26 protein-coding genes are annotated in these 22,951 nt (G+C 68.4%); 4 read left to right on the forward strand and 22 right to left on the reverse strand.

The features are described from left to right. Positions 1 to 9: 9 nt before the first annotated feature. The 6 genes from DZG09_RS12165 to DZG09_RS12190 all read right to left on the reverse strand — a co-directional run bounded on the left by DZG09_RS12165 (position 10) and on the right by DZG09_RS12190 (position 5,939). The gene (locus DZG09_RS12165; protein WP_119698033.1) at positions 10 to 1,485 is read right to left on the reverse strand and encodes an FAD-binding oxidoreductase; all 1,476 of its coding nucleotides are present in this window, start codon (positions 1,483 to 1,485) and stop codon (positions 10 to 12) included. A gap of 68 nt (positions 1,486 to 1,553) precedes the next feature. After that, positions 1,554 to 2,330, reverse strand: a complete 777-nt coding sequence (locus DZG09_RS12170) for an SDR family oxidoreductase (RefSeq protein WP_119698034.1) — start codon at positions 2,328 to 2,330, stop codon at positions 1,554 to 1,556. A gap of 109 nt (positions 2,331 to 2,439) precedes the next feature. Continuing rightward, a complete protein-coding gene (locus DZG09_RS12175; protein ID WP_119698035.1) occupies positions 2,440 to 3,372 on the reverse strand; it encodes a glycine betaine ABC transporter substrate-binding protein in 933 nt (310 codons plus the stop codon). A gap of 61 nt (positions 3,373 to 3,433) precedes the next feature. Beyond that, the gene (locus DZG09_RS12180; protein ID WP_119698036.1) at positions 3,434 to 4,198 is read right to left on the reverse strand and encodes an ABC transporter permease; all 765 of its coding nucleotides are present in this window, start codon (positions 4,196 to 4,198) and stop codon (positions 3,434 to 3,436) included. A 17-nt stretch (positions 4,199 to 4,215) separates the two neighbouring features. Next, positions 4,216 to 5,280, reverse strand: a complete 1,065-nt coding sequence (locus DZG09_RS12185; protein ID WP_119698037.1) for an ATP-binding cassette domain-containing protein — start codon at positions 5,278 to 5,280, stop codon at positions 4,216 to 4,218. Then, positions 5,277 to 5,939 carry an ABC transporter permease gene (locus tag DZG09_RS12190; protein WP_119698038.1) on the reverse strand — a complete coding sequence of 221 codons (663 nt, stop codon included), beginning with the start codon at positions 5,937 to 5,939 and terminating at the stop codon, positions 5,277 to 5,279. The genes DZG09_RS12185 and DZG09_RS12190 overlap by 4 nt, the downstream gene beginning before the upstream one ends. Before the next feature lie 132 nt (positions 5,940 to 6,071). Here DZG09_RS12190 and DZG09_RS12195 point away from each other — a divergent pair, with 132 nt between their 5' ends. Continuing rightward, on the forward strand, positions 6,072 to 6,944 hold the full coding sequence (locus DZG09_RS12195; RefSeq protein ID WP_119698039.1) for an IclR family transcriptional regulator: 873 nt from the start codon (positions 6,072 to 6,074) through the stop codon (positions 6,942 to 6,944). A gap of 60 nt (positions 6,945 to 7,004) precedes the next feature. On the opposite strand, the gene DZG09_RS12200 is transcribed toward DZG09_RS12195, so the two are convergent. The 10 genes from DZG09_RS12200 to infC form a co-directional block, all read right to left on the reverse strand. Continuing rightward, on the reverse strand, positions 7,005 to 7,910 hold the full coding sequence (locus DZG09_RS12200) for an amino acid ABC transporter permease (RefSeq protein ID WP_119698294.1): 906 nt from the start codon (positions 7,908 to 7,910) through the stop codon (positions 7,005 to 7,007). Then, positions 7,907 to 8,563: an amino acid ABC transporter permease gene (locus DZG09_RS12205; RefSeq protein ID WP_119698040.1), complete on the reverse strand. Its 657-nt coding sequence runs from the start codon at positions 8,561 to 8,563 to the stop codon at positions 7,907 to 7,909. The genes DZG09_RS12200 and DZG09_RS12205 overlap by 4 nt, the downstream gene beginning before the upstream one ends. Before the next feature lie 60 nt (positions 8,564 to 8,623). Then, entirely contained in the window at positions 8,624 to 9,520 is an 897-nt protein-coding gene (locus tag DZG09_RS12210) for a glutamate ABC transporter substrate-binding protein (protein ID WP_119698041.1), read from the reverse strand. A 56-nt stretch (positions 9,521 to 9,576) separates the two neighbouring features. Beyond that, a complete protein-coding gene (locus tag DZG09_RS12215) occupies positions 9,577 to 10,317 on the reverse strand; it encodes an amino acid ABC transporter ATP-binding protein (RefSeq protein WP_119698295.1) in 741 nt (246 codons plus the stop codon). Positions 10,318 to 10,433: 116 nt separating this feature from the next. Continuing rightward, positions 10,434 to 11,228: a TrmH family RNA methyltransferase gene (locus DZG09_RS12220; protein ID WP_119698042.1), complete on the reverse strand. Its 795-nt coding sequence runs from the start codon at positions 11,226 to 11,228 to the stop codon at positions 10,434 to 10,436. A gap of 9 nt (positions 11,229 to 11,237) precedes the next feature. After that, positions 11,238 to 12,332: a lysylphosphatidylglycerol synthase transmembrane domain-containing protein gene (locus tag DZG09_RS12225; RefSeq protein WP_119698043.1), complete on the reverse strand. Its 1,095-nt coding sequence runs from the start codon at positions 12,330 to 12,332 to the stop codon at positions 11,238 to 11,240. Then, positions 12,329 to 13,129, reverse strand: a complete 801-nt coding sequence (locus DZG09_RS12230; RefSeq protein ID WP_119698044.1) for a glycosyltransferase family 2 protein — start codon at positions 13,127 to 13,129, stop codon at positions 12,329 to 12,331. Before DZG09_RS12230 ends, DZG09_RS12225 begins: the two co-directional genes overlap by 4 nt. 178 nt (positions 13,130 to 13,307) lie before the next feature. Then, positions 13,308 to 13,691 (reverse strand): 50S ribosomal protein L20, encoded by a 384-nt coding sequence (rplT, locus tag DZG09_RS12235; RefSeq protein ID WP_119698045.1) that lies wholly within the window; start codon positions 13,689 to 13,691, stop codon positions 13,308 to 13,310. Between the two features lie 29 nt (positions 13,692 to 13,720). After that, positions 13,721 to 13,915, reverse strand: a complete 195-nt coding sequence (gene rpmI, locus DZG09_RS12240; protein ID WP_087056570.1) for a 50S ribosomal protein L35 — start codon at positions 13,913 to 13,915, stop codon at positions 13,721 to 13,723. Between the two features lie 74 nt (positions 13,916 to 13,989). After that, positions 13,990 to 14,619 (reverse strand): translation initiation factor IF-3, encoded by a 630-nt coding sequence (gene infC / locus DZG09_RS12245; protein ID WP_119698046.1) that lies wholly within the window; start codon positions 14,617 to 14,619, stop codon positions 13,990 to 13,992. 222 nt (positions 14,620 to 14,841) lie between these two features. Between infC and DZG09_RS12250 the strand changes: the two genes are divergently transcribed. Beyond that, on the forward strand, positions 14,842 to 15,270 hold the full coding sequence (locus tag DZG09_RS12250; RefSeq protein WP_119698047.1) for a DUF1844 domain-containing protein: 429 nt from the start codon (positions 14,842 to 14,844) through the stop codon (positions 15,268 to 15,270). 30 nt (positions 15,271 to 15,300) lie between these two features. Here the strand turns inward: DZG09_RS12250 and DZG09_RS12255 are convergent, their stop codons facing one another. The 6 genes from DZG09_RS12255 to DZG09_RS12280 all read right to left on the reverse strand — a co-directional run bounded on the left by DZG09_RS12255 (position 15,301) and on the right by DZG09_RS12280 (position 19,832). Next, entirely contained in the window at positions 15,301 to 16,083 is a 783-nt protein-coding gene (locus DZG09_RS12255) for an SseB family protein (RefSeq protein WP_119698048.1), read from the reverse strand. Between the two features lie 4 nt (positions 16,084 to 16,087). Next, the gene (priA, locus tag DZG09_RS12260; RefSeq protein WP_119698049.1) at positions 16,088 to 16,834 is read right to left on the reverse strand and encodes a bifunctional 1-(5-phosphoribosyl)-5-((5-phosphoribosylamino)methylideneamino)imidazole-4-carboxamide isomerase/phosphoribosylanthranilate isomerase PriA; all 747 of its coding nucleotides are present in this window, start codon (positions 16,832 to 16,834) and stop codon (positions 16,088 to 16,090) included. Between the two features lie 178 nt (positions 16,835 to 17,012). After that, complete coding sequence (gene hisH, locus DZG09_RS12265) at positions 17,013 to 17,657, reverse strand: imidazole glycerol phosphate synthase subunit HisH (protein ID WP_119698050.1); 645 nt, start codon at positions 17,655 to 17,657, stop codon at positions 17,013 to 17,015. Further along, the gene (hisB, locus tag DZG09_RS12270) at positions 17,654 to 18,259 is read right to left on the reverse strand and encodes an imidazoleglycerol-phosphate dehydratase HisB (RefSeq protein ID WP_119698051.1); all 606 of its coding nucleotides are present in this window, start codon (positions 18,257 to 18,259) and stop codon (positions 17,654 to 17,656) included. Before hisB ends, hisH begins: the two co-directional genes overlap by 4 nt. 93 nt (positions 18,260 to 18,352) lie before the next feature. Beyond that, a complete protein-coding gene (locus tag DZG09_RS12275; protein WP_119698052.1) occupies positions 18,353 to 19,435 on the reverse strand; it encodes a histidinol-phosphate transaminase in 1,083 nt (360 codons plus the stop codon). Positions 19,436 to 19,481: 46 nt separating this feature from the next. Next, positions 19,482 to 19,832, reverse strand: coding sequence for a LysM peptidoglycan-binding domain-containing protein (locus tag DZG09_RS12280; protein WP_119698053.1), 351 nt, complete (start codon positions 19,830 to 19,832; stop codon positions 19,482 to 19,484). 255 nt (positions 19,833 to 20,087) lie between these two features. Between DZG09_RS12280 and lexA the strand changes: the two genes are divergently transcribed. Together lexA and DZG09_RS12290 are read left to right on the forward strand one after the other, a co-directional pair. Next, positions 20,088 to 20,783, forward strand: coding sequence for a transcriptional repressor LexA (lexA, locus tag DZG09_RS12285; RefSeq protein ID WP_119698054.1), 696 nt, complete (start codon positions 20,088 to 20,090; stop codon positions 20,781 to 20,783). Positions 20,784 to 20,954: 171 nt separating this feature from the next. Next, the gene (locus DZG09_RS12290; RefSeq protein WP_119698055.1) at positions 20,955 to 22,937 is read left to right on the forward strand and encodes an alpha/beta hydrolase family protein; all 1,983 of its coding nucleotides are present in this window, start codon (positions 20,955 to 20,957) and stop codon (positions 22,935 to 22,937) included. The last annotated feature ends 14 nt before the right edge of the window (positions 22,938 to 22,951 follow it).

Consider the following 22,951-nt stretch of genomic DNA (forward strand, 5'->3'; position numbering starts at 1 on the left):
CGGTGCCCGCTACTCGACCGGATAGATCGTGCCGAGGTTCATCACGCCGTTCGGGTCGAACTCGCGCTTGAGGCCGGCGAGGATGCGATACGCGCTGCCGTGCTCTTCGCGCGTCCAGCGAGCGCGGTACTTGCCGACGCCGTGGTGGTGCACCATCGACCCGCCCACCCGCAGCGCCTCCTCGACGATGATCGCGTTGAGCGGCTCGTGGTACTCGCGGATCTCCTCGCGCGGCTCGCAGCGGATCGTGTAGTCGTACACGAAGTAGAGATTGGTTCCCGTCTGATAGCTGTGCGAAGAGTGCGCCCCGAGCAGGTGCAGGTCGTCGCGGCGGGGGAACTCCGTGCGGATGCGATTCATCACGGCTTCGTACAGCTCGTGCGTGCGGGACCAGTCGACAGCGACCTCGGTCGTGTAGCCGAGGCGTCCGTGTTCGACCATGTCGCGCCGCTCGGCCTCGATCTTGTCGGCTCCCCAGTTGAGGCCATCGAGCCAGTTCGCCACGTACTGCGGGGCGAGCGCCCGATGCGGGATGGCGGTGAGCTCCTCCTCGACGCCGTCGGCGATGGCGTCGGCGATGCGCTTCGGGCCGTCGGCGACGACGATCACCACCGGCTTTCCATCGGCGACGTCGCTGAAGTGCTGACCGGCATCGCCTGCCGAGTAGACGCGAGCGACGCTCGGCCTGTACCCGGCCTGCACGATACGGCGCAGGACGTCGATGCCGTCTGAGAACTCATCGACGACGAAGCCGAGCGCTCGACGGTTCTCGGGCTCGAAGCGGAACAGCTTCACAGTGACCTCGGTCACGACGCACAGCGCCCCCTCGTTTCCGATCACCACGTGCCGGATGTCGGGACCTGCCGCTCGGCGCGGCACGTTCTTGATGCGCGTGACGCTGCCGTCCGGGAACACCGCCTCGAGCCCGACGACCATGTCTTCGATCCCCCCGTAGAGGGTGGAGAGCTGCCCGATCGAACGCGTCGCGACGAGGCCTCCGAACTGCGCGAGGGGCTTCGACTGGGGCGAGTGCGCAGTCGTCAGCCCGCGGTCGCGCAGTGCGTCGTCGAGCCGCTGCAGCGGCACCCCTGCCTGCACCGTCGCCTGCATGTTCACTTCGTCGATCTCGATCACGGCGTCCATGCGCGAGCAGTCGAGCACGATCGAATCCTCGGCGGCCGTCTCGAGACCGCCCTCCGTGCCCGTGCGGCCCGTCCGCGGCACGACGTTGACGCCGTGTTCGTCGGCGAAGACGAGCACGGCGCGGACCTGCTCGGTCGAGGTCGCATAGGCGATCGCGGCGGGGAACGGACCGTCGTAGATGCCGTGAGCGGCCTCGTACTTGTGGAAGCGGTCGACGCTCGCCTCGCGCAGTCGCTGCTCGTCGGTGTCGACCCTGTCGGCTCCGAGCATGTCGACGAGTCGCGCGACGATCGCCGCGCGGTCGATCGTCGGCGTCGGCCTGGTGAAGGTGGGCACGGCCATGGTTTCCTCGTTTCGGTCTGAGGGGATTCGGTCTGATGGCGGATGTCGGCGGCGGCGCGGGACGGCCGTCAGCGGACGAGGTACCCGCCGTCGACGGCGAGCACCTGACCGTTCACATAGTCGGAGGCGGGGCTGGCGAGGAACACCGCGGCGCCCATGAGATCGTCGCGCCGCCCCCAGCGGCCGGCTGGCACATGGTCGAGCACCCTGCGGTTCGCTTCGGGCTCCGACCGCGTCTCTGCGGTGAGCGCGGTTTCGAAGTATCCGGGGGCGATGGCGTTGACCTGCACCCCCGACGAAGCGAGCTCGTCGGCATAGGCGCGGGTGAACCCGACGATGCCGTGCTTCGTCGCGGCGTACGCAGGTGAGCCGACGCCCCCCAGGAAGGAGAAGAGCGAGGCGATGTTGATGATCTTGCCCGAACCGCGGTCGCTCATGTGCGCTGCGGCGAGACGGCCGAGTTCGAAGGCGGCGGTGAGGTTGACGGCGATCATCCTGTCCCATTCGGCACGGCCGAACTCGCGCCATGGCGCGACGAGGTTGACCCCCGCGGAGTTGACGAGGATGTCGACGCGGCCGAACGCCTCGACTGCCTCGGCCATGACGCGCTCGGGAGCGCCCGGCTCGGTCAGATCGGCGATCATCCCCGAGTACCGGGCGCCGGCCGCCTCGACGAGCGCTTCTGTCTCTCCGCCGTCGTCGCTCGCGCTCGGCACGAACACGTCGGCGCCGGCCGTCGCCAGAGCCAGGGTGAATGCCTGGCCGAGCCCGCTGTTGCCACCGGTGACGACGGCGATGCGGCCGTTGAGCGAGAACTGGGCGAGGGAGAATTCGGTGATGTCCAACAGGGTCCTTCTCGACGGGAGGCGATGCGGCTGTCAGGGGAAGGGCGTCGGATGCGGCATCCGGTTCTCGCGGTCGCAGGAATCGGGTGCCGCGTCCGTCCGCCTCGGGTCAGATCAGACCCTGTTCGGTCAGCCAGTCGATCGCGACGTCCTCCGGGTCCTCGCCGTCGACGTCGACCTGGCTGTTGAGATCCTGCATCACCTCGGTGGTGAGCAGCGGCGAGACCAGGCCGATCACGTCGGCGATGGCTGGGTGCTCGTCGAGGGTCTCCTGCTTCACCGTGAACGAACCCTGATAGGCCGGGAAGAACTCCTGGTCGTCCTCGAGCACCGTCAGGTCCATGGCGGGGATGCGGCCGTCGGTCTCGAAGACCTCGCCGAAGGTGCAGTCGGCGCCCTCCGCGGTCGCGGTATAGATGATGCCCGTGTCGAGCAGTGCGGTGCTGTCCTCGAAGCCGTATGCGTCACGCAGGCCGGGCCACCCGTCATCGCGCGTGGAGAACTCGCTCTCGATGCAGAACGTCTGCTCGTCAGCGGGCAGGGCTGCGACGTCGCTGAGCGTGGACACGCCGAGGTCCTCGAGCGTGCCGCTCGCACCGGCGAGCGCGTAGGTGTTGTTGAGCGGAGCGGGCTCGAGCCATACGATTCCGTTCTGCTCGAGGTCCGCCTCGGCGACGGCGTCGAACTGGGCTTCCGCGCCCTGCACCGGCTCGGTCTCGCCGAGGTAGGTGATCCAGCCGGTTCCGGTGTAGTCCCAGTAGCCCAGGAACTCGTCGTTCTCGAAGGCCTGACGCACATTGGTCGAGCCGACGAGATCGATGTTCGCCTCGACATCGGCACCGTGCGCACGGAACAGCTCGGTCGTGATGTAGGCGAGCACGTACTGCTCGGCGAAGTCCTTGCTTCCGATGACGCCGGTCAGGCTGTCGAGTTCGTCGCCCTGCGACCCGGTCTCCGTTCCTGCTCCGGCTCCGCCCGAGCAGCCGGCCAGGGCGACGGCCGAGGCCGCGACGAGTGCGAGAGCGCCGATGCGCTTGTTCATGTGCGTTCCTTTCGGTGGCAACCGCGGCGGCGCGAGGCGCCGATGCGGTCGGTGGGGGTGTTCACAGGCCCTTCGGCCTGACGAGGTCTTCGACGAGGCCAGCGAGCCAGTCGACGAGCACGGCGATCGAGGCGACCAGCACAGCGCCCACGACGATCACCGGATAGCGCTGCAGCTTGAGCCCGTTGACGATCATGTCGCCGAGGCCGCCGGCGTTGATGAACGTGGCGACGGTTGCGACGCCGACGGCGAAGACGAGAGCCGTGCGCAGGCCGGCGATGATCACCGGCGATGCGAGCGGGAGTTCGATGCGGCGCAGCGACTGCCAGGCGGTCATGCCCATGCCGCGTGCCGACTCTCGAACGCTGGCGGGGATCTGGTCGAGGCCGGCCACCGTGTTGCGCAGGACCGGCAGGAACGAGTAGGCGACGAGGGCCACCAGCGCCGTGACGAACCCGGTCTGCCACGCGATGGCGAGCAGGATGATGAGGCCGACGGCTGGCGTGGCCTGCCCGATGTTCGCGACGACGCCGACCGCACCCCGGAAGATGCGCGAGCGCGAGCGCGACACCGCGATTCCGAGCGGGATGGCGAGAGCGGCGACGAGGGCAGAGGCGACGAGCGTCAGGATGAGGTGCTCGCCGGTCTTCGCGATGATGTAGTCCCAGTTGAGGGTGCGAGCCTCGATCGAGTCGAGCTCGCGCGACGACGCCCAGATCGCCAGCACCGCGAGCACGGCGGCCACGGTGATGAGCGGCACGAATCGACGCAGCCAGCGGCGGCCGGCCGGGTCGCCGGCTCCGAGCGCCGTGACCGTGACGGGCATGGTCGCGTTCGAGGCGCTCACGGTGCGCCCTGCTCACGAGAGGGGATCTTGCGGGCGTCTGCGTCGAGGAGCGTCGAGATGGTGTCGAAGTCGATTGCGCCCACGACGCGGCCTCCGCGTGTGACGCGCACGCTCGAGGCTCCCGACCGGACCAGCATGTCGAGTGCGTCCCGCAGCGAGTCGCGCTCATCGACCTCGAGCGCAGAGGTCGACGCCGAGACACCGGCCAGTTCGACGTGCGAGAGGCCGATCAGAGCGAGTCGCTTCAGCGCCGTTCCCTTGCCGATGAACGACTGTACGTAGTCGTTGGCAGGGGCGGCGAGGATGTTCGCAGGCGTGTCGAACTGCTCGATCTGACTGCGATCGCTGAGCACGGCGATCCGGTCGCCGAGCTTGATCGCCTCGTCGAAGTCGTGCGTGACGAAGACGATCGTCTTCCCGATGCCCTCTTGGATCCTCAGGAACTCGGCCTGCAGCCCGTCACGGGTGATCGGGTCGGTGGCGCCGAACGGCTCATCCATGAGCATGACGGGAGGATCGGCGGCGAGCGCCCTGGCGACGCCGACCCGCTGCTGCTGACCGCCGGAGAGCTCCTTCGGGTAGCGGCGCGCGAACACACCGGGGTCGAGGTCGACCAGGCGCAGCAGTTCGTCCACGCGCTCGGCGATTCGAGACCTCGACCAGCCGAGCAGCTTCGGCACCGTCGCGATGTTGTCGAAGATCGTCAGGTGCGGGAAGAGACCGATCTGCTGGATCACGTATCCGATGTGCCGGCGCAGCTCGTTCGGCTCGAGCGACAGCACATCCTGATCCGCGATCCGGATCGAACCCGACGTCGGCTCGATGATCCGGTTGATCATCTTCATCGTCGTCGTCTTGCCGCATCCGGATGGGCCGACGAACATGACCAGTTCCCCGGGACTCACCGACATGGTGAAGTCCTCGACGGCCGGGCGCTCCTGTCCCTGGTACTTCTTGGTGACGCCGTCGAGCTCGATGTTCACACTCGATCCCGCGTCGGCGAACGCGGCCGTGGCGCCATTGATCGACGTGCTGTTCCCGCTGCGGGTGGATGCGGTCATCGGAGTCCCCTTGAGGTCGTCGTACGGGCGAGCAGAACGAGGAGGCCGTCGAGCACGAGCGCGATGACGATCGTCGCCACCGTGCCGACGAGCGCGTAGTTGAGCGCGTTCGCCGAGCCGAGCGTCGACAGCCCCCGGAAGATGTACGTGCCGAGACCGGGGCCTGCGACATACGCCGCGATGGCCGCCACGCCGACCGACAGCTGCGTCGCGACGCGCAGTCCGGTCAGGATGACGGGCCAGGCGATCGGCAGCTGCATCGAGAACAGGATGCGCACGCGTGACATCCCGACGCCGCTGGCTGCCTCGAGGACGTGACGCGGCACCTCGCTGAGCCCGACGGCCGTGTTCCGGATGACGGGCAGCAGCGCGTACACGACGAGCGCCACGATCGTGGCTCCCCAGCCGAGGCCGAGCACGGGGCTCAGCAGGGCGAGGAGCGCAAGCGATGGGACGGTGATCGCCACCGACGCGGTCGTGATGGCGGCGCTGCGCGCACCCGGGCGATCCCACACGAGCATGCCGAGGCCGACGCCGATCACGGCGGAGATCGCCAGCGACAGCAGGACGACCGCGAGGTGCTCGGCTGCGAGCGTCAGGATCTCGTCCCATCGGCGCTCGACGAACCGAGCGAGGTTCTCGAGATCGAACCCGTTCATTCCGCTCCTCACCGCCGAGGCGCTCCTCCGCGCCGCCGGACGCTGTTGTCTTCGTGTCGACAACCATACGAAATGGTCTTCATTTACACAAAGCTGGTTGTTCATATGGCAACTTGTCGATATGCTGTGTGTATGACCGACGTGCCGCACCGTCCCGCGCGACGCAACACCTCCGGCCTCACCCGCGATCTGGAGCTGCTCGAGCTGCTCGGTTCCGCCGAGTCCGCGCGTGCCGACGGTCTCGGCGTCGTGCGCCTGGCGGAGCTGAGCGGCCGAGACAAAGGCGTCGTCTCGCGTTCTCTGGCGACCCTCGCCGACTCAGGGCTCGCGGAGCGCGACCCTCTGACGCGTGCCTATCGGCTCGGTCCGCGCCTCTACGCCCTCGCCGCGCACACGCGCGAGACCCGGTTGACGTCCGTGGCCCGGCCCATCCTGCGTCGCATTGCGAATGAGACGCGCGAGACCGCCAGCCTGAACGTCCTGCGCGGAGGGCATGTGCTGACGGTGCTGAGCGAGCTGAGCCCGCACGAGTTCCGTGCGACGGGGTGGGAGGGTGTGACGACATCGGCCTGGCGCACGCCGTCGGGGCGCGCTCTGCTCAGCCAATGGGATGACACGGCACTTCGCGAGTGGTTCGTCGAGCACGCCGATGAGACGCCGATCGTCGGACGTGCCGATCGCAGCGTGATCACCTCCCCCTTCGCCGTCGTCCAGGACCCGTCACCGGCCTCGGACCATGTGCACGACCTGACGACGCTGCTGGCCGAAGTGGCAAGAGTGCGGGAGCTGGGCTATGCGCCGTCCGTCGAGGAGCTCGAACGGGGCATCGTCGCGGCGTCGGCGCCGATCCTCGACTTCACGGGGACCGTCGTCGCCGCGGTCAACATCAGCGCGCCCATCTCACGCGTCGGCCCGGATCCGGTGCCGCTCGGGACGTACATCGCGCGAGTGGGCGCCGAGATGTCCACGTCACTCGGCGCACAGGTCGGCGACGCATCGGGATGATGTGCTGCCTGCCGCACGGGCAGGCTCGCCAAGAGGAACAGCACCTCGGCCGTGTCGGCCTCAGCGCTTCCCCTGGTCGAAACGGGCTTCGCCCTTCTGCGTGGCGATGACCTCTGTCAGCGTCGAGTCGTCGTCCGCGGCCGGATCGTGCGGGGCCGCAACGACCTTCGGCGACCTGCTGGTGCGCTTCTCCGCCCACTTCGCCAGCCAGCTCAGCAGCAGACACATCACGATGTAGATCCCGCCGATGATGAACGCCGCCTGCAGAATCGGCCTGCCCTGCTGCGAGCCGAGCAGCTTGGCGTAGTACAGCAGCTCCTGGTAGGTGATGAGGAAGCCGAGCGCCGTGTCCTTCATGGTGACGACGAGCTGCGCGATGATCACGGGCAGCATCGCCCGCACCGCCTGCGGCAGCAGGATCTTGACCATCACCCCGCTCTTGCGCAGGCCGATCGCGTACCCGGCCTCCTTCTGTCCGCGCGGGAGCGATTCGATGCCGGCGCGCAGCGCCTCGGCGAGCACGGAGCCGTTGTACGCCATCAGTGCGATCACAACGGCCCAGTACGGGCTCATCGACACCCCGAGGCTCGGCAGGCCGTAGTACAGGATCATCATCATCACGAGCACGGGAACGGCGCGGAAGGCCTCCGTGATCACGGTGATGGGAACGCGCACCCAGATGTGCTCGGAGACCCGGCCGATCGCGAGCACGAAGCCGAGGGCGAGGCTGAGCACCGCGGCGACGGCGAACGCCCTGAGCGTGTTCAGCAGCATCTCGCCGATGGAGACCCACACTGCGGAGAAGGTGAACACGTGCCACTTCTCGGCGCTGAACTGGTTCGTCAGGCTGAACCGCCAGACGATGAAGGCGATGACCGCGAGGACGACGACCACGGTGGCGACCGCGAGGATCGCATTGCGACGCCTGGCCTTCGGGCCCGGAACGTCGTAGAGGACGGAAGTCATCGCGCGATCCTCCACTTGTTCTCGAGCGTGCGCTGCAGCCAGGTGAGCAGCATCACCAGTGCCACGAAGATCAGCGCCACCCAGAGCAGCACCTCCGGCGGCGAACCGGGCCGTGTGTGCGAGTTAGAGATGGTCGCCCTAAGGGCAGGAAGTGCCGCGACGGAGAACCCGGCCGCGACGGTGGTGTTCTTCAGCAGTGCGATGAACACGCTCATCATCGGAGGCACCACCGAACGGAAGGCCTGCGGCAGCACAACTTTGGTCATCACCTGTCCGAACGGGAGACCGATCGCGCGAGCGGCTTCCGCCTGCCCCACCGGCACCGTGTTGATGCCGGCCCGGATCGTCTCGGCGACATAGGTGGCAGTATAGAAACCGACCGCGAGGATGCCGAGCACCGTGTTCGACAGCGTCGGCAGCGCCAGCGCGCTGTAGCCGAACACGAAGAAGAAGAACACCAGTGTCAGCGGCGTGTTCCGCACCAGGTTGACGTACACGGTGCCCACCCCACGCGCGATCGGCACCGGCGAGACGCGCATCGCGCCGACCATGGTGCCGAGCACGAGGGCGAGCAGCGCACCGAAGACGAACACCAGCAGCGTGAGGGAGATGCCCTCTCGCCACAGGTCGAGGTTGCCGAAGATGGCGTCCACGCGCCCTCCTTCTTCTCGGATGACGGTGAGGGGCCCTCCTGGGCCCCTCACCGTTGCGGACTACTCGACCGGGTCGACGGCCGGCTGCTCGACCTCGATGCCCGACTGGCCGAGCGTGGCGTCGAAGATCTCCTGCCAGGTGTCGCCGCCGTCCGTGAACAGCGTGTTGATGTGCTCCTGCAGAGCGGCATCGCCCTTCGGGATGCCGACGCCGTAGCGCTCCTCGGTGAACAGCCCGTCGAGCACCTTCACCTCGTCCGGATACTGCGCGGCGTACCCGATCAGGATGGCCGCATCGGTGGTGACAGCGTCGACCTTTCCGTTGAGCAGGTCGTCGACGCAGGCGGAGTACAGGTCGTACTCCTCCGTCTCGATCTCGGGGAAGTTCTCCTTGATGTTCTGGATCGGCGTGGAGCCGGTCGCAGAGCACACCGTCATGCCGTTGAAGTCCTCGACGCCCGAGACCTCGGTCATCTCGCTGTCGGCACCGACCAGGAAGCCCTGGCCGGTGACGAAGTACGGCCCTGCGAAGTCGATCTGCTCCTTGCGCTGGTCCGTGATCGAGTACGTGCCTACGTAGTAGTCGACGTCGCCGTTCACGAGCGCCTGCTCGCGGTTGGCCGAGGCGATCGGCTCGTATTCGATATCGCCCTCCTCGAAGCCGAGCGAGCCGGCGATCCAGCGGGCGATCTCGATGTCGAAGCCGCTGCGCTCGTTCGTGGTCGCATCGAGGTAGCCGAGGTTGGGCTGGTCCTCCTTCACGCCGATGACAGGACCTCCCCGCTCGACCATCGCGTCGTAGGTGGCGCTCCCCTCGAGCGTGACCTCTTCCTCGACATCGGCCTCTGGGGCACCGCCGCCGTCCGTGCCGTCCGGGCTGCCGCTGTTGCACGCGCTGAGCGTGAGCAGCGCCGTCGCGGCGATGCCGACGACGGCGAGATTGCGAATCTTTCGCATGATTCCTCCTGGTGTGTGGTGGTGCCCGGTTGCTGTGCGCGGCACTCGTTGAACGGTCAGTTGGTCAGCAGCTTCGACAAGAAGTCCTTCGCCCTGTCTGAGCTGGGGTTGGTGAAGAACTCCTCAGGGGTCGCCTGCTCGACGATCTCGCCGTCCGCCATGAACACGACGCGGTCGGCGGCCTTGCGGGCGAAGCCCATCTCGTGGGTGACGACGACCATCGTCATCCCCTCCTTGGCGAGGCCGACCATGACGTCGAGCACCTCGTTGATCATCTCGGGGTCGAGCGCGCTGGTCGGCTCGTCGAAGAGCATCACCTTCGGGCGCATCGCCAGGGCACGGGCGATCGCGACGCGCTGCTGCTGGCCGCCGGAGAGCTGGGCGGGCAGCTTCTCCGCCTGCTGCGCCACGCCGACTCGGTCGAGCAGCTCACGCGCCTCGCGATCGGCGTCCGCCTGCTTCATGCCCTTCACCGAGATCGGGCCGAGCGTGACGTTCTGCAGGATCGTCAGGTGCGAGAACAGGTTGAACGACTGGAACACCATGCCGACGTCGGCTCGCAGCGTCGCGAGGGCCTTGCCCTCCTTCGGAAGCTCCTTGCCGTCGATCGTGATCGATCCGCTGGTGATCGTCTCAAGACGGTTGATCGTGCGGCACAGCGTGGACTTGCCTGACCCGGACGGCCCGATCACGACGACGACCTCCCCCTGGTCGACGGTCAGGTCGATGTGCTTCAGCGCGTGGAAGTCTCCGTAGTGCTTTTGTACGTTGTCCATGACCACAAGCGGCTCTGCCATGAACACACACTAAGCCGCATGCGCACCGCGGCGCCAGACCATGCGTTGTGCGTAATCAGTTCGTAACAGGTGAGCAAGTTGCACAGCACTGCCCGGGGAGCGTGGTCACGCCGCCCTCATGTTCGCTGGGCGAACGCGGATTCGTACAGGCAGACGCTGGCGGCGGTCGCGAGGTTGAGTGATTCCGCGCGCCCGTAGATCGGCAGCCGCAGTGCGCGATCTGCGAACGCCAGTGCCTCGCTGTCGAGCCCGCGTGCCTCGTTGCCGAAGAGCCACGCAGTCGGTGCAGCCAACTCGGCGCGCACCGCCATCAGATCGTCCCCGCCCACATCGGCCGCCAGCACCCGCAGGCCCGCCCGCTGCGTCGCCGCTGCGGCGTCGGAGAGCTCCGCACCCATCACGATCGGAATGTGGAACAGCGACCCGGTCGTCGAGCGCACCGCCTTCGGGTTGTACGGGTCGACGGTGTCGCCCGTGAGGATCACGGCGTCCGCGCCCGACGCGTCGGCGACCCGGATGATCGTTCCGAGATTGCCCGGATCGCGGATCTCGTGGCAGATCGCCACCAGCTTCGGCCCGCGGGAGAGCACGTCGTCCAGCGACGCCGGCCGCTGACGCGCCACGGCGATGATCCCCTGCGGTGTGACGGTGTCCGCCATCGCCGCGACGACGCGCTCCTCAGCGATGTCGGCGCGCAGCCCCGCGTCGGTCAGCGCGGTCACGATGTCGCGATTGCGCTCGAGCGCTCCTTCCGTCGCGTACACCTCGGTGACCACGTCCGGCGCCGAGTCCAGCGCTTCTCTGACGGCCTGCGGACCCTCGAGCAGGTAGAGCCCGGTATCGCGCCTCGCACTGCGCTTGGCGAGCTTCGCGACTGCGCGCACGCGCGGCGAACGGGGGTTGGTCAGCACCGGGTCAGTCTATGGGAGCGTGCGCGGTCGCCCCATCCGGTCCGTCCCCTTCGTCCGGATGCGCGGTGCGTGCGCGGTGGCGACGCTGTGCTGGTAGAAGCCCCAGCCGAAGACGATCGTGCCGAGCAGCAGCACCGCGCGGGCGAGCACGATCGCGGCGATCGTGGTGTCGGCGGGCAGGCCTCCGGCGACGAAGGTGCCGACCATGACGACCTCGTAGGCGCCGACGCCGTTGGGCGTGACGACGATCATGCTCGCGACGGTCGCCACGCCGTACGCGACGAAGACGAGCGCCGGGTCCGGTCTGATGCCGAACGCCACGAGCGCCACCCAGAACAGACCGGCGTCGAGGGCGTTCACCAGAAACGACCACAGGAACGGCACCACCAGCGAGCGGGCGTTCGCCGTCACCTCGCGCACCTCGATGTGCACGCCGTCGACGAAGCGGACGAGCTGCACCGGGTCGATCAGGCCGGGTCGTCGGATCAGCCTGGCGCCCCACGCGCCGACGCGCGTGATGACACCCGCGAACCGGTGCAGCAGTCGCCGGCGACGAAGCAGCAACGCGCCGGAAGCCGTGCCGACGACCGCGAGGGCCCCGATGCCCGCCGCCGTCCACAGCACCGTCGACGTTCCGTGTCCGGAGAGGATCAGCCAGACGCCGGATACGGCGAGCATGACGCTGAACGAGACGAACGTGACCGCGAAGCGGGCGAACTGGGCGAGCGTGCCTCGGCTGGCGGAGACGCCGAGAGTGTTGAGCTTCCATGCCGTGTAGGCGATACCCGCCGCTCCCCCCGAGGGGAGCATGTGGTTGGCGAAGTTGAACTCGAGCGACATCCGCATCGCCGTCAGCGGATGCATGCCGTGCAGCTCTCCCCTGCCGCGCAGGAAGGAGAACAGCACCTCGCCCGTCACCGCGAAGCTGGCCAGCTGCACGGGAATCAGCAGGGCGAACACCACGATGTCGACGTCGGAGAGACTCTCGGCCGCTTCGAGCATGGTCGGCCATGCCTGCCAGACGATGATTCCGACCAGGATCGCCGTGACGAGGCTGACCCAGAACCGCGGCGACGGGCGCCGCCTCTGTGCGGATGCGGTCATCCGCTGACCCCGCCATGGGCCCGCCGCGGCGCGGCTGCCGGCGGGACGTCGTCGTCTCCGACCCACCGTGTGCGGCGCCCGTAGCGGTGGCGTGCCAGCGTGAGTCCGTCCGTGCGGTAGTAGCGGGCGAGCTTGTCGCGGTCGATCGATCGGAACAGTCTGGCGCGCACCACGAGTCTGCGGTCGAAGGCGAGCCGGTGGCCGGAGCGCAGCAGCGCGATCGTGACGTCGAGGTCCTCGCTGACGCGCTCATCCCCCATGGCGCACAGCGGTCTGGCACGGTGCCACGCATCGCGGCGGATCGCACTGTTGAAGCCGTACAGCATCGGCCGCACGCCGATGCTGCGCTGGTGCCAGGCGCGGAACCCGCGGTACCACCAGCCGAACCAGCTCGTCTCGCCCGGCGACAGTTCGGCGATCGCCGCTGAGCCCCCGATCGCGTCGACCCCCGATTCCGAGAACACCTCGCGCACGCGCTCGACCCAGTCGCGGCGCACGAGCGAATCGGCGTCGATGCGCGCGATGACGTCGCCGCGCGCGGCGTCGAATCCGGCCGTGCGTGCGAAAGTGACGCCGGGGCGCGGCTCCGCGACGACCACCACGCGGTCGAACGACGCGGCCACCGCCGCGGTGCGGTCGGAGCTGGCGTTGTCGACGACGATGATCTCGTCGGCCTGCGCGGTCTGCGCGGCCAGTGCCCGAAGGCACCCTGCGATGATCGATTCCTCGTCGTGCGCGGGGATCACCACGGTCACCGTCGGCAGCCCGTCAGGCCGCGCCGGCAGATCGTGGTCCATGGGCTCAGTCCACACGCTCGACGCTCTGACGGCAATCACACGCGCGGGAGATCGCAGAATACGAGGAGCATCGGCTGGTTATCCGCACCTTCGCACTCGTGCTGTCCCCACCATCCGCACCCCGGATGCACGAAACGAGGGGCGCCCCATCCGGAGCGCCCCTCGAGTGCAGAGGTCGTTACGCAGCCTTGGGCGCGTTGACGTCCTCAGGCAGCGCCTTCTTCGCGGTCTCGACCAGCGACGTGAAAGCAGCGGGCTCGTTGACCGCGAGCTCCGCGAGCATGCGGCGGTCGACCGCGACGCCGGCCAGGTTCAGACCCTGGATGAGGCGGTTGTAGGTGAGGCCCTGCGCGCGGCTGGCCGCGTTGATCCGCTGGATCCAGAGGCGACGGAACTCGCCCTTGCGCTTGCGGCGGTCGCGGTACGCGTAGACCAGCGAGTGGGTGACCTGCTCCTTGGCCTTGCGGTAAAGGCGCGAACGCTGACCGCGGTAACCCGAGGCACGCTCGAGGATGACGCGACGCTTCTTGTGGGCGTTGACTGCCCGCTTGACTCTAGCCATTGTCTATCTTCCTAACGAGATCTCGCGTCTCAACGACCGAGGAGCTTCTTGACTGCCTTGAGATCGTTGCCCGAAACGATCTGGTCCCTGTTCAGGCGGCGCGTCACTCGGCTCGACTTGTGCTCGAGGTTGTGGCGCATGCCCGCCTGCTGCTTCTTGATCTTTCCGCTGCCGGTGATCTTGAAGCGCTTCTTGCTGCCCGAGTGGGTCTTCTGCTTCGGCATCTTCTCTTCCTTGGTCTGCGCCCGTGGGGGCGACGTCCGGTGCTACCCGCTTGCGCGGGAAGTTCTGTGCGATATCACTTCGCCTGGTCGGCCGACTTCGCGTCGCGCGCGGCCTGCTTGTTCTTGGCGCGGGTGGCGTTCTGTTCAGCCTTCGCGTCGGACTTGTTGCGGTGCGGCGCGACGACCATCGTCATGTTGCGCCCGTCGAGGGTGGGACGGTGTTCGATCGAGCCGAACTCCGACACGTCCTCGGCGAACTTCTGCAGGAGCTTCGCACCCATCTCCGGACGGGACTGCTCGCGCCCGCGGAAGAGGATCATCGCCTTGACCTTGTCGCCCGCCTGCAGGAACTTCTCCGCACGCTTGAGCTTGGTGTCGTAGTCGTGCGCGTCGATCTTCAGGCGGAAACGAACCTCTTTGAGGATCGTGTTCGCCTGATTGCGGCGCGCTTCCTTGGCCTTCTGAGCGGCCTCGTACTTGAACTTTCCGTGGTCCATGATCTTGACCACGGGCGGCTTCGAGTTAGGAGCGACCTCGACCAGGTCGAGATCGGCTTCCTGAGCCAGACGCAGCGCAGCCTCGATGCGGACAACGCCGATCTGTTCGCCGTTCGGCCCGACGAGACGGACCTCCGGAACGCGGATGCGCTCGTTGGTGCGGGGATCGCTGATGCGGAACTCCTTGGGTGCGATGGCTTCGACCACCGTGGCGCGACGGGCGCGTCACAGGCGAAGATGATGCTGCATTCCACCCGTGCACGACTGACGTCGGCTCACCCTTACATCCGCGAGGCGAATGACAACCGGCGCAGGACGCCGACGGAGTGTGTGACCCGGTAGCCTGGAACGGCAAGCGCGGGTGGGATGAGAATCCTCTTTCGTCCGGATAATTCCGGAGCCGCGGCCCACTCTAGCAGAGAGACCTCAATGAGCACCATTTCGCCCGATCCGGCAGCCGACGATCACCGCCGCACCTTCGACGCCGAGCGCCAGGAGCGCTGGGACGAGCAGCAGGCGGCGTCCGCCTCGGTCGACGCGGTGCGCGACATCGCGGATGTGGGAGCCGTCGAGGTGCTGTCGACCGCGTGCGTGCACCTGATGAGCGCCGCAGCGGTGAAGCTCGGACTGTCGGAGGGTGAGAACGCCGAGGAGCTCGTCGATCTCGACGAGGCCCGCAAGCTGCTCAACGGTCTCGCAGGACTCGTCACGGCGGCGGCGCCCGAGATCAGTGATATGCACGCCCGCCCCATCCGCGACGGTCTGCGCTCCCTGCAGCTGCGCTTCCGCGAGATCTCCCAGGTGCCCGACGCCCCCGGTGCCGGCCCCGGCGAGAAGTGGACGGGCCCGGTGTCCTGACGGCCGTTTGAGCACTCGCTTCCTGGGCGCTCAGGTGTGTGTCTGAGCGCCCAGGAGTTTGACTTCGAGGGAGTCGACGAGCACTGCGATGCGGTCGTCGGCGGCCCAGCGGCGGGAGAGCCGCTGCAGGACCGTGTCGAGCTCCGCACGGTCGAGGCCGTCGATGAGGCGCAGATGCACGGTGATCTCCGGGCCGCGCATGCGTGCCTCGGGGTCGCCGGGCTCGACCGCCACGTCGATGACCGCGAGCTCCTGGCCGATCGACTCCTGGAATCCGCGCACGACCTCAGGGCTGCGCCATCCCGGTTCCCACCGCTGCGACTGCGCGATGGCCCATACCGCCGGCCGACGCACGACGAACTCGGTGTCGCTGCCTGCGTCGACGACGATCAGATCCGTTTCCTCACCGGCGGCGGCCAGCGCGGCGCGAGTGCCGGGAACCGGGATCGGACGGGCCTTCGGATCCCACGCGCGCATCGTGTCGACGCTGGTGAAGACCGGGAGGACCGTGCGTCCGTCGGGAGCGGCGACGGATACGATCGACAGCTCCTGAGTCTTGTCGACGGCGTGACCGTGCGGGCCGATGCCCACGTCCCCTGCCTCGGCGACGAGGGGCGCCAGCACGCGCGCCTCGCGCAGCGCGTCGACGACCGAGACCTGATCGCCGGAGCCCTCGCGGAACCCTTCGAGCGCGGCGAGCAGGCGAGGATCGGCCGAACCGTCATCACCCGCGGCGGGGTTCTGCCGGAAGGTTCGCCCTTCCCACGGCACGCCGGCGGAATCTGCCGTGTGCTCCTCGTGCCCGTGGCTCATGGTGTCAGTTCGAGGCGATGTCGAGCGCCTCGACGAGCGTGAATGCTCCCGCGTACAGGGCCTTGCCGACGATCGCGCCCTCGACGCCCTCGGGAACCAGATCGCGCAGCGCCGCGATGTCGTCGAGGTCGGACACGCCTCCGGAGGCGATCACGGGCTTGTCGGTGCGTCGGGCGACCTGGGTGAGCAGTTCGAGGTTCGGTCCGCGCAGCGTGCCGTCCTTGGTGACATCGGTGAGGACGTATCGCGCACATCCGGCGGCCTCGAGCCTGTCGAGCACCTCCCAGAGGTCGCCGCCCTCCTGCGTCCAGCCGCGAGCGGCGAGCGTGGTCCCGCGCACATCGAGGCCGACGGCGATCGCCTCGCCGTAGCGACTGATGATCGATCCGGTCCACTCCGGGTTCTCGAGCGCTGCCGTGCCGAGGTTGATCCGGTGCGCACCGCTCTCGAGCGCCGCCTCCAGCGACGCGTCGTCGCGGATGCCGCCCGACAGCTCGATCTTGACGCCGCGGACCTGCTTGATCACCTTGCGGATGATGCCGGCATTGTTCCCGCGACCGAAGGCCGCATCGAGGTCGACGAGGTGGATCCACTCCGCCCCCTGGTCGACCCAGTTCTCGGCGGCCTCGACGGGGCTGCCGTAGCTGGTCTCGGTACCGGCTTCCCCCTGCGTCATGCGCACGGCTTTGCCGTCCGCGACATCAATGGCGGGAAGCAGGGTCAGTCCTGGCGTAGACGCGAAATCGTTCATAGCTCCTCGTGCCGGCAGGGCTCTCCCACCGTGTCGCACGAGCACTGAGAGTACGCGTGCTGGCACCCAACTTTCCAATCCGAGGCTTCGGACGCCGCTTCGGCGTGTCGCACACACCGACCGGCGCCGGAAACCGGTGCGCGCCCGCGCCCCGCGAGCGCCGCTGCTGGTGCGCCGATCAGTCGCTCAGAGACGTCACCCAGTTGCGCAGCAGACGCACACCCGCCTCGCCCGACTTCTCGGGGTGGAACTGGGTCGCGGACAACGGCCCGTTCTCAACGGCGGCGATGAAGCGTCCGCCGTGCTGTGCCCAGGTCACGGACGGCTCGGGGAACGGCGGGATGACGTCCAGCGTCCAGCTCTGCGCCGCATACGAATGCACGAAGTAGAACCGCTCGTTCTCGAGGCCGTCGAACAGCACGGAGCCTTCGCCGGGCACGACGGTGTTCCACCCCATGTGCGGCACGACCTCGGCCTCGAGCCTCGTGACCTCGCCCGGCCACTCCCCCAGTCCGTCGGTGGAGACGCCTCGCTCGACGCCTCGGGAGAACAGGATCTGCATGCCGACACAGATGCCGAGCACGGGGCGACCTCCTGCGAGCCGCCGCTCGACGAGCTCGCCGCCGCGGATCGCGTTCAGCTGCTCCATCACGGCGCCGAACGCACCGACCCCCGGAACGACCAGGCCGTCCGCATCGGCGACCAGGCCGCGATCGCGCGTGAGCCGCACCTCCGCTCCTGCTGCCTGCAGCGCTTTGACGGCGGAGTGGACATTGCCAGAGCCGTAGTCGAGGACGGCGACGAGCGGCGCCCCGACTGTCACAGGGCTCCCTTGGTCGACGGAATCCCCTGCACGAGCGCGTCGAACGACTTCGCCTGGCGGAACGCGCGGGCGAGCGCCTTGAACTCCGCTTCGGCGATGTGGTGCGGGTCGCGGCCGCCGAGCACCCGCACATGCACGGTGAGGCCCGCGTGGAAGGTCAGCGCCTCGAACGCGTGGCGCACCATCGAGCCGGTGAAGTGACCGCCGATCAGGTGCATCTCGAAGCCCGTCGGCTCCCCGGTGTGCACGAGGTACGGCCGACCCGAGATGTCGACGACCGCCTGCGCGAGCGCCTCGTCGAGCGGCACGAGCGCATCGCCGTAGCGCGAGATGCCCGATTTGTCGCCCAGCGCCTCGCGGATCGCCTCGCCGAGCACGATCGCGGTGTCCTCCACGGTGTGGTGCACGTCGATGTGAGTATCGCCCGTCGCCTTCACGGTGAGGTCTGTCAGCGAGTGCTTCGCGAACGCGGTGAGCATGTGATCGAAGAACGGCACACTCGTCGAGATGTCGCTGCGCCCGGTGCCGTCGAGGCCGAGCTCGCGCTCGCCCGACGATTCGCTCGTGGAACGGGTGCGGCGTGCGATGCGGTCGCTGGTCATGGCACCAGTTTAGAGTGCGCGGCGAGTCCCCGTGCCGCGCCGATCGCAGGTGACTCGCCGGTGCCGCAGCGCACCGCAGCTTCTCACCGGTCGTCAGCTGGTGGGCGTCAGCTCACCCATCGCGTCGAGGAAGGCCGTCGTCTCGGCCTCCGTGCCCGCGGTCACGCGCATGTGACCGGGAATGCCCAGATCCCGGATGAGGATGCCTCGGTCGCGCAGCTGAGCAAACGTCTCCCGCGGGTCGGTCACGCCTGAGAACAGCACGAAGTTGGCTCCTGACGGGTACGCCCGGTAGCCCAGTTCGTCGAGCCCGGCCGAGATGCGATCGCGCTGGAAGATGATGTCCTCGACCGTTCTGAGCATCGTGTCCGCATGCCGCAGCGCGGCCTCGGCGGCCGCCTGCGTGATCGCACTGAGGTGGTACGGCAGCCGGACCAGTCGCAGCGCGTCGACGAGGGCGGGGTGGGCCGCGAGGTAGCCGACGCGCGCACCGGCGAAAGCGAAGGCCTTGCTCATCGTGCGCGAGACGACAAGACGCTCGCGCCCTTCCAACAGTGCGAGCGCAGATCCTCCACCGTGCGAGAACTCGGCATAGGCCTCGTCGACGATCACGATGCCGTCCGCCGCGTCGTAGACCGCTTCGATCACCGCGAGCGGAAGCGGCGTCCCCGTCGGGTTGTTCGGCGCACACAGGAACACGACATCCGGCTTCGCCGCACGCACCTGCGCCGCAGCATCGGCCGGCTCGAGTTCGAAGTCGGGGCCGCGGGTTCCTGCCACCCAGTCGGAACCGACGCCGCGCGCGAGCAACGAGTACATCGAATAGGTCGGCGTGAAGCCGAAGGCGGACCGGCCGGGGCCGGCGAAGGCCTGGAGGATGTGCTGCAGCACCTCGTTCGAGCCGTTCGCCGCCCAGATGTTCGAGGGTTCGAGACCGTGGCCGAGGTAGCGCGCGAAGCCCTCGCGCAGTCGGGTGAACTCGCGGTCGGGGTAGCGGTTGACTCCGCTGAGTGCCGCCGCGACCGACGATGTCACGTCTGCGATCACCTCGTCGGGGACCCGATGGGTGTTCTCGTTGACGTTGAGCGCCACGGGGACCGGCATCTGCGGTGCGCCATACGGCGACTGGCCGCGCAAGTCGTCGCGGATCGGGAGGTCTTCGAAGGAGAGTGCCACCGGTCAATCGTACGCGGCGCGACCCCTATCGAAGCACCGACCAGGATCACTTCTGCGCGTACTCCGTGGGAATCGCGAGCTCCTGGCCGACCATCAGCGCGCCGCCCTGAAGCTGATTGAGGTGGGCGATGTCATCGACGACGTCGCGGGGATCGTGGCCCGGTGCCACCAGCTGCGCGATGCTCCAGAGCGAGTCACCGGACAGAACGGTGACGGTCTCGAACGACCCCGCGGGCGCGCCGCCGTCGATCGAGCCGAGTGCGACGCCGGAGCCCATCACGACGGCGACGGCGAGACCGGCGACGACGGGGAGCGCGGCGAAGGCCGCGAGCACGCGGCGACCGCGAACCGTCAGCCGAAGGCGCGTGTGCGGTGCGGCGAGTGCAACGGTGGTCATGTCTCCTCCTCGGATGGAACGCGCTTCGCACTCGACTGCTCGGCCGGGAGAGCCGAGTGCGAAGCTACGTACCGAATCTATCTTCGAATTCATCGTCGAGTCAAGTCTTTCTTCGAACCGTGCTTCGAGATTTCTCAGAACACGCTCGAACAAAGCTCTCGAAACTCCCGGCGACTGAGGTACTGTCGTGGTGTCGGAGGCAACCTCACCACGGACCTCCGACATTCGAGATGTCGAATCGAACCTGGAGCACTCATGAGCGACGACGCAGCGCACAGCGGCACCGCCCCTTCGACCCCGCGCACGCGGCGGCGTCGCAGCCTCAGCGACAAGCAGATGGCGATCCTCGAGGTCATCCAGCGGTCGATCCAGAAGCACGGCTACCCGCCGTCGATGCGGGAGATCGGCGACGCCGTCGGCCTCAAGTCGCTCTCCAGCGTCACCCATCAGCTCGGCCAGCTCGAGCTGAGCGGCTATCTGCGGCGCGACCCTGGCAAGACCCGTGCGATGGAGGTGCTCATCGACCTGCCCGGTGTGTCGGGCGAGAACCCGGCTGACGCCGCTCCTCCCGTAGGAGACGCGGCGATGATCCCGCTCGTCGGCCAGATCGCCGCAGGCGTTCCGATCACGGCGGAGCAGCAGGTCGAAGAGGTGTTCCCCCTCCCCAGGCAGCTGGTCGGCAAGGGCGAGCTGTTCATGCTCAAGGTCAACGGGGAGTCGATGATCGACGCGGCCATCTGCGACGGCGACTGGGTCGTCGTACGCACGCAGAGCACCGCGGAGAACGGCGACATCGTGGCGGCGATGCTCGACGGCGAGGCGACCGTCAAGGTGTTCCGGCAGCGCGACGGTCACACCTGGCTGCTCCCCCGCAATACGAACTTCGAGCCGATCCTCGGCGACGAGTCGACGGTGCTCGGCAAGGTCGTCGCGGTGCTGCGCGCGGTCTGAGCGCACGGGGAGGGGCGGTGCCGAAGCCATCCGGCACCGCCCCTTCTGCGTTCACGAACGCGTCGGTGTGCGACGACTCGCGCGACGCATCGGCATGTGTCGGCATGGTCTCTGCATGATGTCGTATCCGACGTCGTGCGCGTTTGCTCCGGCGTGCAATAGCGTGGTGGCATGGCCCCTATCGACCAGCTCGCGTACGGCACCTGGCCGTCGCCGATTCGTCCAGAGGACATGCCGTCCGGATCCCTCAGACTCGGTCGCGCCCAGTACGTCTCAGGCGAGGTCTGGTGGGCCGAATCCGTGCCGGCGGAGCGGGGCCGCACGGCGATCCTCCGCTCCGGCGGCTCTGAGGCTGTGCTGCCCGCCCCGTGGAGCGCGCGCTCCCGCGTGCACGAATACGGTGGGGGCGCGTGGACTGCTCTCGACGACGGACGAATCGCCTTCGTGAACCAGGCTGACCAGCGCGTCTACGTCACCCGCATCGGCGCCGAGCCGTCCCCGCTGACGGCCGAGGACGCCGGCCTCGCCCACGGCGATCTCGTGTGGGCGGACGGCGCACTGTGGGCGGTGCGCGAAACGCACGACGCTGCGCTGTCGACGCCGCGACGGGAGATCGTCAGAATCCCGGTTGACGGCTCGGGTGCGGCGGATCCGGATGCGGTCACGATCGTCGTCGGAGGAAGCGACTTCGTCGCCTACCCGTCACCGCGCGCGGGAAGGATCGCGTGGATCGCCTGGAACCACCCCGACATGCCGTGGGACGCGGCGGAGCTGCGAGTAGGCACGCTCGATGAGGACGGCACCGTATCGGACTGGGTCGTCGTCGCGGGCGGGCACGGCGCGGCGGGCGGCGCCGACGTCTCAGCCCTGCAGCCGGAGTGGACGGGCGACGACGAGCTGCTGTTCACGCAGGACCCCCCGAGCGCGGCCCGGTCCGATCCCGCTCGCGGCGCGCGATGGAATCTGTTCGTCATCCGGTTCGACGATGATCTCGCGCACGCGTCGCCCGCCCCGGTCTGCGTCGTCGACGGCGACACGGGAGGCCCGCTGTGGAGCCTCGGATCGCGCTGGTATGCGGCGCTCGACGACGGCAACGTCGTCGCGGTCGTCACGGACGGCCGTTCCAGGCTGATGCTGATCGAGCCCGTCTCCGGCAGCGTCACAGAGCTGGAGACGCCGCTGACCGGCGATGTTCAGGTGCACGACGTGCGCGGCAGGCGGGTGCTGCTCACCGGCGCGGGAGCGACCGTGCCTGGCGGGCTCTGGGAGCTCGACGTGTCGGCCCGGTCTCTCGCACCGCTGCGCGGCGGCGAGGTCGACCCGGCGTCGGGACCGCGCCCTCCGGCCTCTCCGATGACCTTCGCCGGCCCCCTCGGCCCGGTGCATGCGTTCTTCTACCCGCCGTCGAGCCCCAGCGCCGTCGGTCTCGACGGGGAGCTGCCACCCGTCATCGTGCTCGTGCACGGCGGCCCGACCGGTCATGTCACGGGCGATCTGTCGCAGAATGCGGCGTTCTTCACCAGCCGCGGAATCGGCGTGCTGGATGTGAACTACGGCGGCTCATCCGGCTACGGGCGCGCCTACCGCGAGCGGCTGTCCGGCGGGTGGGGCCTCTCCGACGTGCAGGATGTGGCCGCTGCGGCGCGCGGACTCGTCGACGCGGGGCTCGCCGACCCCGCCCGCATCGCGATCAAGGGCGGGTCGGCCGGCGGCTGGACCGTGCTGTGCGCACTCGCCGACACCGACGTGTTCGCCGCAGGCATCTGCCGCTACGGCGTCGCCGACCTGCGCATGCTGCTGGCCGAGACGCACGACTTCGAGGCCCGCTACCTCGACGGCCTCGTCGGTCCGTGGCCGGAGGCGGAGGCCGACTACATCGAGCGCTCGCCCCTGTCGCGCCCTGAGAGCCTCACCACGCCGCTGCTCATCCTGCAGGGCAGCGACGACCCGGTCGTGCCGCCGTCGCAGTCGGAGGCGCTGCGCGACGCGCTCGCGGACAACGGGGTGCCGCACGCCTATCTGCTGTTCGAAGGAGAGGGGCACGGGTTCCGGCAGTCCGACACCATCGTGAAGTGCTTCGCGTCCGAGCTGGCCTTCCTCGGTCAGGTGCTCGGGTTCGAAACTCCAGGCGTCAGCCCCGTCGACCTCGCCTGACCACCGCGTGGTCG

The organism is Microbacterium halotolerans, assembly GCF_003569805.1.
GTDB lineage: Bacteria > Actinomycetota > Actinomycetes > Actinomycetales > Microbacteriaceae > Microbacterium > Microbacterium halotolerans.